Raw genomic sequence first — 14,367 nt, 5'->3', positions numbered from 1 at the left:
AAAATATGGATTTTATGTCTAAATAGCTAAGTATTTAGCTTTTGTAGCTGCTTAATTTAACAACTGTATCGGTAAGGCCTTTCCTGAGTTTGTTCATCTTCTCGTCAGCCTCATCGGTAAAGTTAGTGTCTATAGCCTGCTTTTCTAAAAGAGTAAGATCCTTTAGTAAGTCATCCAGTTTGAATATTGGTAAGCTCGATTTCATGTTATGCGCAATTTTTCTCACTGCATCATAATCTTTGTTATCCATAGCGTTTTCGAGCAAATCAATTTCGTTAGGTACTTTGTTTACAAAAAGAGTAATCATTTCGTTAACAAAATTCTGGTCTTCACAAGACATCTCCAGCAGATAAGACAGGTCAATACCCTTAAATTGTTTAGCAGGTTTTTTATTCATTACCCTGTTAATCTCGCCTAATAACTCAACTTGTTTAAAAGGCTTAGGCACATAGCCGTTCATGCCAATGTCGAAACATTTTTGCTGTTCGCCTACAAGTGAGTGAGCCGTCATAGCAATGATAGGAATGTCTGACTTTAGTTCACAACGAATGTATTCTGTAGTCTGGTAACCATCTTTAACCGGCATCTGCAAATCCATAAGCAACAGATCGTAACGCTTGTTCAGGAACATTTCGATACCCTCTTCACCATTATTAGCAATGTCAAGGTCAAAACCAAACTCGTCTATTACACTTCTTGCAAGTTTCTGATTAAGAATATTATCTTCAAACAGCAATACCGACAAGTGTTTAAGCTTTTTAATAGATTGTTCTGCTTTTTGTACTTTTTTCTCCTGAGTGAAAACTTTATTATAGCTTAGTATAAAATAAAATTCAGATCCTCGGCCAAAGGTACTTTTTACATTGATGACACCATGCTGAAGCTCAACCAGCTGCTTAACAATATTAAGGCCAAGACCAGTACCGCCAAATCGGCGTGTGGTGCTTTCTTCGGCTTGGGTAAAGCGGTCAAAAATAGTTTCAAGCTTATCTTCAGCAATCCCTATTCCGGTATCTTTTACCGAAAACCTCAGGGTGTATGAATTATCATTCTCGGTTATTTTTTTAACCGAAATGGTAATGTCGCCTTCCTGAGTAAACTTAATGGCATTGCCGGTAAGGTTAGTAAGTATCTGATTTAATCTGCCTCTGTCACCCATAACCATATCCGGAAGATCGGCATCAAGGAAAAGATTAAACTCGATGGCATTACTTACTTTTACCTTCATTAGCTCATAAGTATGCTTAAGTGCACTTCTCAAACTAAAAGGTTGCGATTCGATAATTAACTGCCCTGATTCTATTTTTGAAAGGTCAAGGATATCGTTAATTATCAGCATAAGGCTTTCACCTGCTGTCTGTACGTTTTGTATATATTCTTTTTGGGTAGCGTCAAGTTCTGTTTTGCCTATCAGTTCGGTAAACCCGATAATAGCATTTAGCGGAGTACGTATCTCATGGCTCATATTTGCCAGAAAGCTGTCTTTTGCATAAATAGCCAATTCGGCAATTTCTTTTTGCTTATCGAGTTCTGTATTTCTTACTCTGAGTTCTAACTGGCTCATTACATGACGCGCTAAAATCCTAAGGGCATTTTTTTGCTCGTCATTAATGTCACGTACTATATGATCAATAGCGCAAATGGTACCAATGTTATGACCATCATGAGTTGTAAGTGGTATACCGGCATAAAAGCGTACTTTGAACCCATCATAAATATTAGGGTTATCAATAAGCTTTGGTTCTTTAGTAGCATCCGGCACTACCCACATGTCTGTATCCATTAAGGTATATTGACAAAATGTGGTATCCCTTTCTACTTCTGTAGCGTCAAACCCAACAGTGGCTTTAAACCACTGCCTTTTCTCATCGATAAAAGAAACATGGGCTGCCGGAACATCACATATGTATGCCACAAGTCGGGCTATATCATCAAATTCCTGTTCCGGAAGAGTGTCAATGATATTATAGCGCCTTAAAGCTACCAGCCTTTCCTTTTCATTGGGAGGTATAGGGAATTTAGTATCAGGCATCTGTAAATTTTATTTTGTTTGGATAAATGGTAACAAAAGGCAAAGCTGTAAGGAGCTGGCATCGCCTTAGTTTCCATTCAAATATATTAATTAAATAATAAATGAACAAAGTAAAAAAAATGAAGCCGGATTTTAATAAATAATGTCCTGATTTATTGAGTGCGGCGAAATAGGATCTAACTTTTGAATAGCATGAAAAAAGCCGGAATATCCGGCTTTAGTAATTATTATTTTTTAAGCATCAGTCCGTCAGAGGTCATGCGTTCTGAAAGTGCCTTTGCATAACCTTTAAGAAAATCATCTATAGATGATGGGTTGTAAGTTTTAGATTGTGCCGACCATACAAGTTTTTCTGTAGCGGCATCATATACATTGGCTTCAAGGAAATATACTTTATCATCAGTATAATAACCGGGAGAGTAGAAGTTATCGTAACCATACATATAGTAAGTACCAAACCCTCCATAATATGGAACTCCAATAGGATAGTATGGGGTACTTTCCTGCACATATCGGGTTTCGTGTTTAGCGTCAATAAGGGCAATGGTCATGATTGCATCGCAACCTTTTTCACGCATTTTTTGAACCACAAGCTCTTTGTCTTTCTTTTCGGCTGTTTTTCTGAAATTAGGAGGCAATACATCCATACTTTTTATTGACGAAACATTTCTGTCCGACAAAAGTTTTGACATACTGTTTTCAACGGCCTGTTGGGCATACGTATTATCGGTTAATGCTGCGACAAATACCTTTTTGTAACTTTCGTTTTTTAGATTAGGCTCTTTCTAAGATGCAGTAACAGATGTTGTTGATCCGCAACTAGCCAGAGCAAGAGAAGCTATTGTAAATAGCGTGAAGGTTAGTTTTCTCATAACAGTTTTTATTGGTTGTGTTGTAAATTTACTGTTTTTAAAATTATGGAATCTGTTTGAGGATTTATTTTAGCTGTGTTTTTTTAACATTTATATAATAGTTCTGCATCATCCTATAACCACTCTTTTGCTGCCTTGTAATTGTTTGGGAGGTAAGTAAGGTATTGTACCATTCGGGGTAATTTTCCGTGGTTTGCAGTAGCGCAATGCGGCAGCCTGTTATCCCAAACAATAAAATCGCCGGCACTGGCTGTTACAGGAACAGGACTCAGCATACGCAATGCTTTATCCCTGGGATTTTCATGCGGTGATAATTGCTCCAACCACGATTCAAGCTTGTTGTGAAAGCCCGGTACACAATGAAAGGCTCCGTCATCTGGACCACAATCGGTAAGGTACAGTAGCCCTTGCATGGCAAAAGGGACAGGTGTTTTAAGGCTTACGTCCCAATGCAAATTACTACCCATGAAATGGTATGAATTTGTTTCCGGAGGGTTAAAGCTCACTTTGTCAATAACTTTGTGAATAGCGTCTGATTTGTAAAGTTGTTCATAAGCTTTGCGAATTCTTAGCGATTGCCTGTTTTTATTTAGGGTTTCATGGTCTGAGAAATTAAGCATCAAACCCTTTTTCTGTTCGTGGGTTTTATACCATGATGTTTCGTCGTCAGGTGATGCGTCTAAAAAATCCCATATTGCCTGTTGGGTGGCTAAACAATCTTCCCCGCTTATGACATTTTTTACTATTATGTAGCCGTTGTTCTCCCAAAATTTAAGATCTTCCTTGGTAAGTACATCCTCAATGTCTTTCTCCTTAGTGATGTTATCTTTTTTTCTTTGGGCTAACCATGTTTTAAAGGTTTGCAAATCCGGTTTTTCAAAATAAAGGTATTGCAGGGTATTTTCCATGCTTATTCCGAGTCCATATAATGCTTCCATTTGTTCGTTCCAGGATTCGCCATCATTTTTAACAGACGGATTTTTTGATTTTTCCCATAATTTTTCAAGTATGTCGTAAGGCATGTTTTTTCAATGTTTATTTTCAAAAATAGAAAACAAGGCAATACGGTAACAGCGTAAAAATACCTGAGTTTATCTTAACTAAAATTGATATTTTAAATAACTGATGATATACACCGTAAAACTGAATGCTGTTTGTATTTGATTGTAATATACTTTAACATCTCAGTCTTTTCTTTTAACCTGTTATTAATTACATTGCAGCAGAATATCAATAGGTTGAGGTTTATAGAAGATGAAGAAGCAGGAGTATGCCATAGTAGATATTGAAACCACAGGAGGTAACGCGAGCGGCAGCCGTATTACCGAAATTGCCATTATTATTCATGATGGCATTAGTGTTGTTGACCGTTGGGAAACATTGGTCAATCCGCAAAAGGAAATACCTGTTCCTATTTTTGCTTTAACAGGCATCAATAATGAAATGGTACGCGATGCTCCCATTTTCGATGATATTGCCGATAAGGTTCACGAACTGCTGAATAACCGAATTTTCGTTGCACATAACGTAAACTTCGATTATTCGTTTGTTCGCCACCAGCTTGAAGAATCAGGGTTTAAATGGACAGCTCGAAAACTTTGTACTGTTCGCGCTTCACGAAAGATAAAACCGGGACTTGGTTCATACAGTTTAGGGAATCTTTGCCGGTCATTAGACATAACAATTGAGCACCGACATCGTGCAGGTGGTGATGCCGATGCTACTGCTATTTTGTTTTCACGTTTACTGGAATGGGATACCGATAACGAGATCGAAAAAATGCTGAAGAAAACAGCACAGGATCAGCGACTGCCGCCTAATCTTCCACCATCTGATTTCGAACAATTACCCGAAAAACCGGGAGTGTATTATTTTTATAATGAGGCTAAAAAGGTAGTATATGTTGGTAAGGCTGTAAACCTGAAAAAACGTGTTGCATCACATTTCAGCGGACATAAGATTACGCCTCAAAGGCAAAATTTCCTCAGGGATATTTACGGAATATCTTTTGAAGTATGTGCCACCGAACTGATGGCGTTACTTTTAGAATGTTCCGAAATAAAGAAACTTTGGCCGGTTCATAATAAAGCACTAAAACGCTTTGAAGCTAAATATGGTTTGTATGACTACGAAGCCCGAAATGGTTATCGATATCTTGCTGTTGGGAAGCTGACTAAATTCCAAAATTCTATTCAGACATTTGGCAGTTTTTATGAAGGTGTCAACCTTTTACAGAGCCTTTCAAGGGAGTTTGAGATTGATCATCGTTTTTGCAAATACTGTGTAGAAGGGGAGAAAGAAGGTAGTTACAAATACGATACTGTAAATTTACCGGATGTAAATGTTCATAATGAACAAATTCAAAACGCCATCAATTTTATTCTGGATAACAGGCCAAGCTTTGCTATTATTGATAAAGGCAGGTCAGCCGATGAACGCAGCTGTATTTGGGTAGAGAAAGGTCATTTTTATGGGATGGGGTATATAAGCACAGATATAGGCATTGAAGAACCTTCTGAAATAAAAACCTATGTCACACCCTACAGAAGTAACGATTATATCATGCAACTCATAAACAGTTTTGCAACACGTTATCCCGGAAAGGTTTTAAAAAGCTTAAGTCTTACTAATTAAACGTATGTCGGAATTCCACTGGTGACATATCGGTTTTCTTTTTAAACAGTGTACTGAACGATTGTGCGTGTTCAAAGCCAAATGCATAAGCTATTTCACTTATGGAAAGGTTAGTTGTAGAAAGCTTTTCTTTAGCCTTTTCAATTAGTTTTTCGTGTATATGTTGTTGGGTGTTTTGCCCGGTGTGCACACGCAGCAAATCGCTAAGGTAATTTGGCGAAAGATTCATCAGTCCGGCAATGTGATTTACCGTTAGTAATTGCTTTGGAGTATCTGTAATATCATTAAAATAGCTATCTACTATTTGCTCAAATTTTATCAGAAGCTGATGGTTGTTGTTTTTCCGGGTAATGAACTGGCGCTCATAAAATCGTTTAGAATAATTAAGGAGTAGCTCAATTTGCGAAAGAATGATTTCTTGTGTATGTTTATCTATATGGCTACACTCTTTATCGATCTTATGGAGTATCTCAATAAGGTCATTTTCTTCCTGTGCCGAAAGGTGTAACGCTTCGTTTACCGCATAGGAGAAAAAGCCATACGTATGGATGTTGTTTGCTAATGGATGTTTCAGCAAAAAGTCCGGATGAAAAATAAGCAAATCGCCTGATCCGCATTCTACTGTTTCCAGATCAAGATGCTGAACCTGGTTGGGAGCCGTAAAGCTTAAAACGCCTTTGTCGTAATCATAATGCTGCTGTCCATATTTTATTTTTCCCTTAGCTTCCCTTTTTAAAGCCACACAGTAAAAGCGGTTTACAAATCCTTTCCATATATCATCTTCGAGAAAGATACATTCGGCTAGGTTAATAACACTTACCAATGGATGACGCGGTTCAGGGAGTGACAATAACTTGTGAAATTCCGATATGGATTTAATTGCATTCATAGTACTAATTTAGTGATTACATACAATAGAAGAAAGGCTGCATTGTTAAAAATACAGCCTTATTTTTTAGTCAATAAGTCCCATACTGAATTCATCATACGGATTGCCTGTATCTGTTCCTAATGGAACAATGCTTTCCAGTTTTGACAATTCTGCCAGGCTCAGTTCAATAGCTGTTGCAGCTATGTTTTGTTCAAGGTATTTTCTTCTTTTTGTACCCGGTATTGGTAAAACACCTTTACTTATGATCCATGCCAAAGCCAATTGCGAAGATGTAATGCTTTTTTCTGCAGCCATGTTCTCTATCGCTTTTACCAGTTCCAGGTTTTTATAGAAATGCTCTTCCTGAAAACGTGGTATTGCACGACGGAAATCATTTTCAGGCAGGTCATCTATACTGCGGATTTCACCCGATAAAAAGCCACGTCCAAGAGGAGAGTAGGCAACAAAACCAATTCCCAGATCGTTTAGGGTTTTAAGGATGCCACGTTCTTCTACAGTTCGCTCGAATAAAGAGTATTCACTTTGTACTGCCGTAATAGGATGAACGGCATGCGCTCTTTTCACAGTTTCGGAAGACACTTCAGATAGACCTATATAACCTATCTTACCTTCTTTAACCAGTTCGCTCATCGCACCAACGGTTTCTTCTATTGGGGTATTCTTATCCAGGCGGTGCATGTAATACAAGTTGATGTAATCAGTGTTGAGGTTTTTTAGCGAACGCTCAACAGCTTTTTTTACATATTCTTTTTTGCCATTAATGGCCCATGTTACCTGATTGTTGTCGTCTATTTCCCAGCCAAATTTACTGGCAATAATATACTTGTCACGATTGTTTTTAATGGCTTTTGCAATGAGCTGCTCATTTTTAAAAGGGCCATACAGGTCGGCAGTGTCTAAAAAATTACCGCCCAGCTCTAATGATCTGTGAATGGTTGCTATAGCTTCCTGCTCATCTGCGGGGCCGTACATATTTCCCTCCTGAAAGCCTGTCATACCCATACAGCCTAAGCCAACAACAGGAACTGTCAGCCCCTGATTTCCTAATGATATCTTCTTAATTTCCATATTTTAGTTTTTTACAGGACAAAGTTCGGCATCATTAAAAAATTGGGTGTATGCAAATCCCTGAAGCTTGTATGTAAATCAGGGATAATAAAAAAGCCCTGCAATTGCAGGGCTTAAACTTTATCTAATACCAGATATTCTGAAGGTGTTTTTCCAAATCGTTTTTTAAAGGAATGCGAAAAATGCGAAAGGCTTTCAAAACCAAGGTCAAGGTAAATAGACGACGGCTTTTTGTTTTTCTTTTCGATGAGGTGTAATGCCTCTGATAGTCTTTTTTCGGTTAACCAATGTCTTGGCGCCATTCCAAATATTTTCTGGAAATCGCGCTTAAAACCGGCAAGGCTCCTTCCTGTGAGGTATGCAAATTTTTCAACCGGCATATTAAAATGGTAATTGGTTACCATAAACTTCTCCAGATCTATTTTATGTGGTTCAGAAAAGTCAAACAGGAAATCTTTCAGTTCCGGCATGGTATGCAGCAATGATTGCACTGCTTCACGCACTTTCAGTAATCCCATTGATTCGGTTATTCCAGCTTCCGAATTTTGCACATAGGGCATTATCGACTGAAAGAAACCCCGTAAAAAATCATTTCCCGGAATGAGCACGTTAAGCGGCCCATTGCACTTATTTATAGGTTCGGTATATTGCTCGAGCGCAATTTTTCTCAGCATTTCTTCCTGAAGACAAATAACAATGGTTTGGTAATCCCTGCCATTGGTTGGTAGTTTGGTAATTTCGCCCAACTGGTTTTTACGTATCAACAGCATTTGTCCATCGGTCATCGAAACGGTCTGTCCTTCTGTTTCAAGTGTAAAATGACCCGACACCTGCATTACAAGTGTATTGTGCTCAAAGAATCCTATTTTGTCCTTTCTCATTTTAGAGAGATAAGAATAGAATATTATTCCGGGTACTATTTCGTTGGGATTTGTCATTAGGTAAAGATACTAAATTCTTATCGCTGAAGATATGTGCCACCAAGTATAGACCCAACTGCAAAATTGGTGTTTAGTGCATTCATTTCTTCAGGGGTAAATGTAAGTTCCATAGCCTTTATGTTTTCCGGAAGCCTTGACCTTTTGCTCATACTTACCAATGGCATGATGTGGTCACCCTGAGCATTAACCCATGCAATAGCCAGTTGGGTAGGGGTAAATCCTTTTTCGTTAGCAATGGCTTTAAGTATTTCTACCTTTTCAAGGTTTTTTATCAGGTTCTCTCCCTGAAAGCGTGAAAAATGATTTTGGTAGTCGTTTTCGGCAAGAGGAGCTTTCATGTTTCCGGTTAACAGTCCTTCTGCAGTATTGGCAAATGCTACTACGCCTATACCAAGTTCTTTGGCTGTAGGCAACAGATCATTCTCTATCTGACGGTCAGCTAATGAATAACCTATCTCTAAAGCCGATACAGGATGTATGCTGTTTGCCTGGCGAAGTTGCTCTGGAGTGATTTCTGAAACACCAAGGTGGCGTACTTTACCTTCTTTTATTAAATCAGCGATTGTTCCGATTATATCCTCTAAAGGCACACTGCCATCCATACGGCAAGGCTGATACAGGTCGATGGTATCAATGCCTAAGCGGGTAAGAGAGTAATTAATAAAGTTTTTGATAGCTACAGGGCGAAGGTCAAGACCAATCCATTGTCCGTTGTAAAATATAGCCCCAAACTTAACGCTGATGAAAACGTCATCCCTGCGTCCTTTTATGGCTTTTCCTACCAGCATTTCGTTGTGGCCGCTACCGTAAAAATCTCCCGTGTTTAAAAAGTTGATACCGTTATCCAATGCCTGCTGAATGGTAGCAATGCTTTCGTTTTCGTCATTTTGAGCGCCACCCCATACGGAGGACATACGCATACAGCCTAATCCAAGTTTAGATACTAAAGGGCCGTTGTTGCCAAGCTGAATCTTTTTTATTGTTGTCATTATTAATTTTTATTGATGATTAACAATGCAAAGTTCAGCATAATACAGCGTTGCCGTTTTCGTGCACAGCTCAATTTAGTTGTCTGTACGGCTCAACAGAAAAGTCTATTTATTATCCAGAAGTCTTTTTTTAATACGGCTTAAAGATTGGTTTTTAATGCCGAGGTATGAAGCTATGTGAAAAGATGGTACACGCTGCACTATATTAGGGTGCTGCACTAACAGGTTTTGGTAACGTTTTTCGTGACTGAAGAATAACAACTCTTCAGAGCGCCCCTGCGACTGATTGAAGAAATGTTCTGCCAGTATCCTGCCAAAGCGTTCCCAGGGTTTGTGGTTTGCATACAGATTTTGCAAATCGTCATAAGGCAAATACACCACTTCAGCATCTTCAAGTGCCTCAATATAATATACGCATTGATATTGGTAAAGAAAGCTACGGAAGGATACAATGAATTGTCCCTCGGAGAAAAAGAACATATTTTTCTCTTCATCCGTTTTCTCATCATAATAATATACCCTGAAGATACCTTTTACCACAATGCCCAGATCTTTACAGACGATATTCTGTTTGTTGTAAAAGTCGCCCTTCTTTATTTCGCGCCTGCGCCATAAAGAGGCGCTAACAGAAATGTCGTTTTCCGTTAGCGCTGCAAATGATGTTAATACGTTGTTTAAAATCGCTGTCGAATCAGTATTCATTTTTAATATTCTGCATTTTCGCTATGCGATAAAAGTAGAAATTAATTTGTTTCAGAAAGGCCTCTGTTAAGCTTTCTTTGTTTGATAAACTGGAAAACCGATCCGGCAATAAACAGTAAAAAAAATACAAGTAATACCTGCTGTATTATGGGGGCAGTAGGGTCTTTTGCGAGAGGATGACCCAGCGGAACGCGTGTCAGGGTCTCGTTTACCGTAGGTACTAGTGACAGGAAGAAACTAAATGACAATAAGAAGTTTTCAAAGTAGCGTGCTTTTGTGTTTCCTTTCTTCTTTAGATGAAGGATAAAAGCTATTACAACCAGTACAACGATGAACAGGGAAAAAATATGCCCCGGATTAAAAGCACCATGTTTTGTAAAACCTAAAGCGGTTAACGATGTAATTACAGTTGCGTAAAAATAGATTTTACCGGATAGTTTACTTAAACTGATCTTTCCGAAATTAATGAATGATACTAATGCTGCAACAATGGCAAGTATACCGATAACTGTGTGAAAAATACCTAAGTTTGAAAGTCCCATATTTTTTTATTGCAAATTTTCAAAACAATAAAATGCGGGAAATTCACTTAAGTTAATCCGCCATAAGTTTTTTAGCTTATATAGCTGGTACTAGTTTTTAAAAATTACATATCCTGTGTAATAAGCTGACGGTGTTTTAGTCCCCATTCAGCAAGGTCGTTAATTATAGTCCTGAGCGTAAGTCCGTATTCTGTTAACTGATATTGTACTGTTATGGGCTGTGTATCCAGTACAGTACGTCTTACAAGTTTATTCATCTCCAGCTCCTTCAGCTCTTTGCTCAGCATTTTGTTCGAAATACCGTTTACATCATTCAGGATATCCGAAAATCTTCGTTGGTTGTAATAGCAGATAGAAGAGATTATGGATATTTTCCATTTACCATTCAGCACATCCATTGTATCATGAATTGCCATTATCTCTTTTGTATGGGCCGGATTGCAAGGGTTGTTACTCATAGGTTACTAGGTTACTCAAATGTTACTGTTACTTTTTGTAACAAAGTTACTTAAATAAACTAAAGTAGCCTAATTTTGCGGTGTAACAATAAAATATTTACAATGAGCTTTAATAATAAAAAAGTAGTTATAACAGGCGGAACAACAGGAATTGGTTTTGCCACCGCACAAGCATTTATCAACGAAGGTGCCAACGTATGGATTACCGGACGTTCTTCTGCTAATCTTGAAAAAGCAGCAGCTGAGATCAATAATTCAAGGTTAAAAACAGTTGTATCGGATACTTCTAAACTAGCAGATATTGCTATCCTTGAAAAAGCAATTGCTGAAACAGGAAATAAAGTAGATGTACTTTTCCTTAATGCAGCGATAGCAACTTTTAGTCCGATAGATCAAGTAACCGAAGAAGATTTTGATGCGCAGTTTAATACCAATGTTAAAGGACATTTCTTTACACTGCAAAAGTTTATCCCTCATCTTGCTGAAGGAGCATCGGTAATAATTACATCATCGGTAGTGGCAACTGCGGCAAACATAGGTACAAGTATTTATTCTGCAACTAAAGGTGCAATAAACAAGATTGCACATATTGCAGCAAACGAACTTGTAGACAGAAAGATCCGTGTAAACATGGTAAGTCCGGGGCCTATACAAACACCGGGTCTGGAATCTGTTGCGACAGCTGAAGCTAAAGAATATCTTGCTTCTGTAACCGGTTTACAGAGATTAGGACAGGCTGAAGAAATTGCTAAAACGGTATTATTCCTCGCTTCCGATGCGGCGAGCTTTATTACCGGAGCTGACATAGTTGCCGATGGTGGTTATACGCGATATGCAATGAAATAATTATCAGAAAGCTTTTAATTTAAAAAGGGCAGAAACATCATAAGGTGTTTCTGCTTTTGTATATAATAAGGTCTTTAATCACGATATGTTTTTTAAATTTACGCCTATGGAATACAAATTTAGAAAAGCGCAAAAAGATGATGCTTCCCAAATATGGGACATATTACAACAGGCAATAGACAGGCGTAAAGAAGATGGTAGCAAACAATGGCAGGATGGGTATCCTAACCCTGATGTAGTAAAAAATGATATCGAAAAAGGCGTAGGCTTTGTGCTGACCGATAGGGATAAAATTGTTGGCTATAGTGCTGTTTTAATTAATGACGAACCCGCTTATGCCGGTATTGAAGGCAAATGGATTACTAACGATGATTTTGTAGTGGTGCACAGGGTTGCTGTTTCTTCGGATTATATAGGGCAGGGATTGTCGGCTCAAATCTTAAAACATATACAAAGCTATGCTTTAGATAATAACATCCGCAGCATAAAAGCGGATACCAATTTTGACAATCCTGCTATGATGAAGATATTCGAAAAGCTGGGTTATGTGTACTGTGGTGAAGTTTTCTTCAGGGGCAGTGCCAGAAGAGCCTATGAGAAAGTATTGGAATAATCCAGATAAAAAACAAGAAACCCGGAACAGTGCTGCTCCGGGTTTTGTTTTTATTATAACGAAAGATTATTTCTTTACATATTTGGTAAGGATAACAATCTGTTGTCCTTCTATCTTGCCTTCAATTTGTTCGTGGTTATCATGAACCAAACGGATGTTACGAACCGCAGTTCCAATTTTAGCATTCAGCGTTGAACCTTTTACATCAAGGTCTTTAATAAGTGTTACGGTATCGCCATTCTGAAGGATATTACCGTTACTGTCTTTGTGCAATTGTACTTCTCCGTCGCCGGTATGGTCGCCTGTAGCTTTAGCCCATTCTAGGTTATCATCATCAAGGTACATCATGTCAAGCGCATCGGCAGCCCAACTTTCGTTACGGAAACGGTTCAGCATACGCCATGAAACAACCTGTACAGCCGGAACCTCGCTCCACATAGATGTAGGCAGTACGCTCTGCCAGAACTTACTGTCAAGCTCTTCTTTTTTGTCTATCTGGTTCAGGCATTTTTCGCTGATAAGTATAGAGCCGTCAGCACCCGTATTTTGCGCAGGTGGTACTTCATATATTACAAGGTTATCTGTAGCACCGCTTAATTCACACACGTTTCCGCTTCTTTGCTTTATTACTTCTTCTGGTTTCATTCTGATGATCTTTATTATGAGCGGCAAAGGTACAGAAATAGGGGGAATGGTTAAGGTTTAAATACCTAATAAAAGGAATTATGCTATATTTTTTTTCATTTAGATGAAATATTATTTTAAGATGAGGTATGTTGTCACAAAGCAAGTTCCTCATTTAGGCTAAGTCCTTCCCCGATTAGGCTACGTTCCTCATGTTGTATCTGCCGAACTTTGTACTATCAATTTTAAAAACATATAAATTATGTCAGATCAAAAAACAACAGATAGTACAAAAGTTTGGTTTATTACAGGAGCATCACGTGGGTTTGGCCGTGTGTGGACAGAGGCAGCATTAAAACGCGGTGACAAAGTAGTTGCTACGGCACGTAATCTTAAAAGTATAGCTGTACTTAATGAACAGTTTGGCGATAATGTACTTACGCTGGAACTTGATGTTACCAATGCTACTCAGGCAAAAGAAGCAGTACAAAAAGCCCATTCTCATTTCGGGAGGCTTGATGTCGTGCTTAACAACGCAGGTTACTCATTGGTAGGTACTATTGAAGAAGCCAGTGCCGAGGATGTAAAGGCTATGTATGATACCAATATTTTTGGTGCAGTTGCTGTTATACAGGCTGCTTTGCCCATACTAAGGGAGCAGGGCTATGGGCACATATTGGGAACATCAAGTAATCTTGGTCATGTAACCCTTCCGGTTATTGGCTACTATGCCTCATCTAAATGGGCCTTTGAAGCAATACACGAAAGCCTTTCAATAGAGGTTAAAGACTTTGGTATTAAAGTAACCATTATCGAACCGGGTGCTTATGCTACAGAATTTGGAAGTCAGGAGTCGCTTAAGTTTGCGCCGGGAATAGAAGTCTATGAAGATTTTAAAAACAGCTTCTTCCAAAACCTACAAAATCTTGAGCGTGGTAAACCCGATGCTACTCCGGCAGGATTATTTGCCGCGGTAGATGCTGAAAACCCTCCATTGCGTTTGTCCTTGGGTAGTAATAACCTTTCTTGGGTAAAAGGTGCCTATGCCGAGCGCATGGCTGAATGGGAAGCCTGGGAAGATGTGGCTATCGCAGCGCAGGGCTAATTAATTACAACAATAAGATAGAGGTAACCGGTAGTCTGCTGATTATCGG

At 38.6% G+C, this 14,367-nt stretch carries 15 protein-coding genes; 4 read left to right on the top strand and 11 right to left on the bottom strand.

Annotation, left to right across the window (positions count from 1 at the left end):
- Window positions 1-34 precede the first annotated feature (34 nt).
- The 3 genes from ACFSR3_RS02970 to ACFSR3_RS02960 all read right to left on the bottom strand — a co-directional run bounded on the left by ACFSR3_RS02970 (window position 35) and on the right by ACFSR3_RS02960 (window position 3,926).
- The gene (locus ACFSR3_RS02970) at window positions 35-2,032 is read right to left on the bottom strand and encodes a GAF domain-containing hybrid sensor histidine kinase/response regulator (protein ID WP_379819653.1); all 1,998 of its coding nucleotides are present in this window, start codon (window positions 2,030-2,032) and stop codon (window positions 35-37) included.
- 227 nt (window positions 2,033-2,259) lie between these two features.
- Window positions 2,260-2,724 (bottom strand): hypothetical protein, encoded by a 465-nt coding sequence (locus tag ACFSR3_RS02965; protein WP_379819652.1) that lies wholly within the window; start codon window positions 2,722-2,724, stop codon window positions 2,260-2,262.
- 293 nt (window positions 2,725-3,017) lie between these two features.
- Window positions 3,018-3,926 carry a phytanoyl-CoA dioxygenase family protein gene (locus tag ACFSR3_RS02960; RefSeq protein WP_379819651.1) on the bottom strand — a complete coding sequence of 303 codons (909 nt, stop codon included), beginning with the start codon at window positions 3,924-3,926 and terminating at the stop codon, window positions 3,018-3,020.
- Between the two features lie 232 nt (window positions 3,927-4,158).
- On the opposite strand from ACFSR3_RS02960, the gene ACFSR3_RS02955 reads away from it, so the two are divergent.
- Entirely contained in the window at window positions 4,159-5,538 is a 1,380-nt protein-coding gene (locus ACFSR3_RS02955; RefSeq protein ID WP_379819649.1) for an exonuclease domain-containing protein, read from the top strand.
- Here ACFSR3_RS02955 and ACFSR3_RS02950 read toward each other — a convergent pair.
- The 7 genes from ACFSR3_RS02950 to ACFSR3_RS02920 all read right to left on the bottom strand — a co-directional run bounded on the left by ACFSR3_RS02950 (window position 5,531) and on the right by ACFSR3_RS02920 (window position 11,130).
- A complete protein-coding gene (locus tag ACFSR3_RS02950; RefSeq protein ID WP_379819648.1) occupies window positions 5,531-6,427 on the bottom strand; it encodes a helix-turn-helix domain-containing protein in 897 nt (298 codons plus the stop codon). The genes ACFSR3_RS02955 and ACFSR3_RS02950 overlap by 8 nt on opposite strands.
- Window positions 6,428-6,493: 66 nt before the next feature.
- Complete coding sequence (locus ACFSR3_RS02945) at window positions 6,494-7,498, bottom strand: aldo/keto reductase (RefSeq protein ID WP_379819647.1); 1,005 nt, start codon at window positions 7,496-7,498, stop codon at window positions 6,494-6,496.
- A gap of 113 nt (window positions 7,499-7,611) precedes the next feature.
- A complete protein-coding gene (locus ACFSR3_RS02940; RefSeq protein WP_379819646.1) occupies window positions 7,612-8,379 on the bottom strand; it encodes a helix-turn-helix domain-containing protein in 768 nt (255 codons plus the stop codon).
- A 77-nt stretch (window positions 8,380-8,456) separates the two neighbouring features.
- On the bottom strand, window positions 8,457-9,428 hold the full coding sequence (locus ACFSR3_RS02935) for an aldo/keto reductase (protein ID WP_379819645.1): 972 nt from the start codon (window positions 9,426-9,428) through the stop codon (window positions 8,457-8,459).
- Between the two features lie 105 nt (window positions 9,429-9,533).
- Window positions 9,534-10,130, bottom strand: a complete 597-nt coding sequence (locus tag ACFSR3_RS02930) for a Crp/Fnr family transcriptional regulator (protein WP_379819644.1) — start codon at window positions 10,128-10,130, stop codon at window positions 9,534-9,536.
- 41 nt (window positions 10,131-10,171) lie between these two features.
- Window positions 10,172-10,672, bottom strand: coding sequence for a hypothetical protein (locus ACFSR3_RS02925; RefSeq protein WP_379819643.1), 501 nt, complete (start codon window positions 10,670-10,672; stop codon window positions 10,172-10,174).
- A 104-nt stretch (window positions 10,673-10,776) separates the two neighbouring features.
- Complete coding sequence (locus ACFSR3_RS02920) at window positions 10,777-11,130, bottom strand: winged helix-turn-helix transcriptional regulator (protein ID WP_379819642.1); 354 nt, start codon at window positions 11,128-11,130, stop codon at window positions 10,777-10,779.
- A gap of 102 nt (window positions 11,131-11,232) precedes the next feature.
- Between ACFSR3_RS02920 and ACFSR3_RS02915 the strand changes: the two genes are divergently transcribed.
- Together ACFSR3_RS02915 and ACFSR3_RS02910 are read left to right on the top strand one after the other, a co-directional pair.
- Entirely contained in the window at window positions 11,233-11,976 is a 744-nt protein-coding gene (locus ACFSR3_RS02915; RefSeq protein ID WP_379819641.1) for an SDR family oxidoreductase, read from the top strand.
- Between the two features lie 106 nt (window positions 11,977-12,082).
- Complete coding sequence (locus ACFSR3_RS02910; protein ID WP_379819640.1) at window positions 12,083-12,589, top strand: GNAT family N-acetyltransferase; 507 nt, start codon at window positions 12,083-12,085, stop codon at window positions 12,587-12,589.
- A gap of 66 nt (window positions 12,590-12,655) precedes the next feature.
- Here ACFSR3_RS02910 and ACFSR3_RS02905 read toward each other — a convergent pair whose 3' ends face one another.
- Complete coding sequence (locus ACFSR3_RS02905) at window positions 12,656-13,234, bottom strand: PhnA domain-containing protein (RefSeq protein ID WP_379819639.1); 579 nt, start codon at window positions 13,232-13,234, stop codon at window positions 12,656-12,658.
- A gap of 241 nt (window positions 13,235-13,475) precedes the next feature.
- Between ACFSR3_RS02905 and ACFSR3_RS02900 the strand changes: the two genes are divergently transcribed.
- Entirely contained in the window at window positions 13,476-14,318 is an 843-nt protein-coding gene (locus ACFSR3_RS02900; RefSeq protein WP_379819637.1) for an SDR family NAD(P)-dependent oxidoreductase, read from the top strand.
- Window positions 14,319-14,367: the final 49 nt, after the last annotated feature.

The sequence above is a fragment of the Flavobacterium suzhouense genome (assembly GCF_042684765.1).
Classification (GTDB): domain Bacteria; phylum Bacteroidota; class Bacteroidia; order Flavobacteriales; family Flavobacteriaceae; genus Flavobacterium; species Flavobacterium suzhouense.
This window is presented reverse-complemented; position numbering and strand designations above follow the sequence as displayed.

What these genes read in the sequence shown, in the direction of transcription:
- ACFSR3_RS02970 (WP_379819653.1), bottom strand. Translation starts at nt 2,032, where the DNA reads ATGCCTGATACTAAATTCCCTATACCTCCCAATGAAAAGGAAAGGCTG.
- ACFSR3_RS02965 (WP_379819652.1), bottom strand. Translation starts at nt 2,724, where the DNA reads ATGTCAAAACTTTTGTCGGACAGAAATGTTTCGTCAATAAAAAGTATG.
- ACFSR3_RS02960 (WP_379819651.1), bottom strand. Translation starts at nt 3,926, where the DNA reads ATGCCTTACGACATACTTGAAAAATTATGGGAAAAATCAAAAAATCCG.
- ACFSR3_RS02955 (WP_379819649.1), top strand. Translation starts at nt 4,159, where the DNA reads ATGAAGAAGCAGGAGTATGCCATAGTAGATATTGAAACCACAGGAGGT.
- ACFSR3_RS02950 (WP_379819648.1), bottom strand. Translation starts at nt 6,427, where the DNA reads ATGAATGCAATTAAATCCATATCGGAATTTCACAAGTTATTGTCACTC.
- ACFSR3_RS02945 (WP_379819647.1), bottom strand. Translation starts at nt 7,498, where the DNA reads ATGGAAATTAAGAAGATATCATTAGGAAATCAGGGGCTGACAGTTCCT.
- ACFSR3_RS02940 (WP_379819646.1), bottom strand. Translation starts at nt 8,379, where the DNA reads ATGAGAAAGGACAAAATAGGATTCTTTGAGCACAATACACTTGTAATG.
- ACFSR3_RS02935 (WP_379819645.1), bottom strand. Translation starts at nt 9,428, where the DNA reads ATGACAACAATAAAAAAGATTCAGCTTGGCAACAACGGCCCTTTAGTA.
- ACFSR3_RS02930 (WP_379819644.1), bottom strand. Translation starts at nt 10,130, where the DNA reads ATGAATACTGATTCGACAGCGATTTTAAACAACGTATTAACATCATTT.
- ACFSR3_RS02925 (WP_379819643.1), bottom strand. Translation starts at nt 10,672, where the DNA reads ATGGGACTTTCAAACTTAGGTATTTTTCACACAGTTATCGGTATACTT.
- ACFSR3_RS02920 (WP_379819642.1), bottom strand. Translation starts at nt 11,130, where the DNA reads ATGAGTAACAACCCTTGCAATCCGGCCCATACAAAAGAGATAATGGCA.
- ACFSR3_RS02915 (WP_379819641.1), top strand. Translation starts at nt 11,233, where the DNA reads ATGAGCTTTAATAATAAAAAAGTAGTTATAACAGGCGGAACAACAGGA.
- ACFSR3_RS02910 (WP_379819640.1), top strand. Translation starts at nt 12,083, where the DNA reads ATGGAATACAAATTTAGAAAAGCGCAAAAAGATGATGCTTCCCAAATA.
- ACFSR3_RS02905 (WP_379819639.1), bottom strand. Translation starts at nt 13,234, where the DNA reads ATGAAACCAGAAGAAGTAATAAAGCAAAGAAGCGGAAACGTGTGTGAA.
- ACFSR3_RS02900 (WP_379819637.1), top strand. Translation starts at nt 13,476, where the DNA reads ATGTCAGATCAAAAAACAACAGATAGTACAAAAGTTTGGTTTATTACA.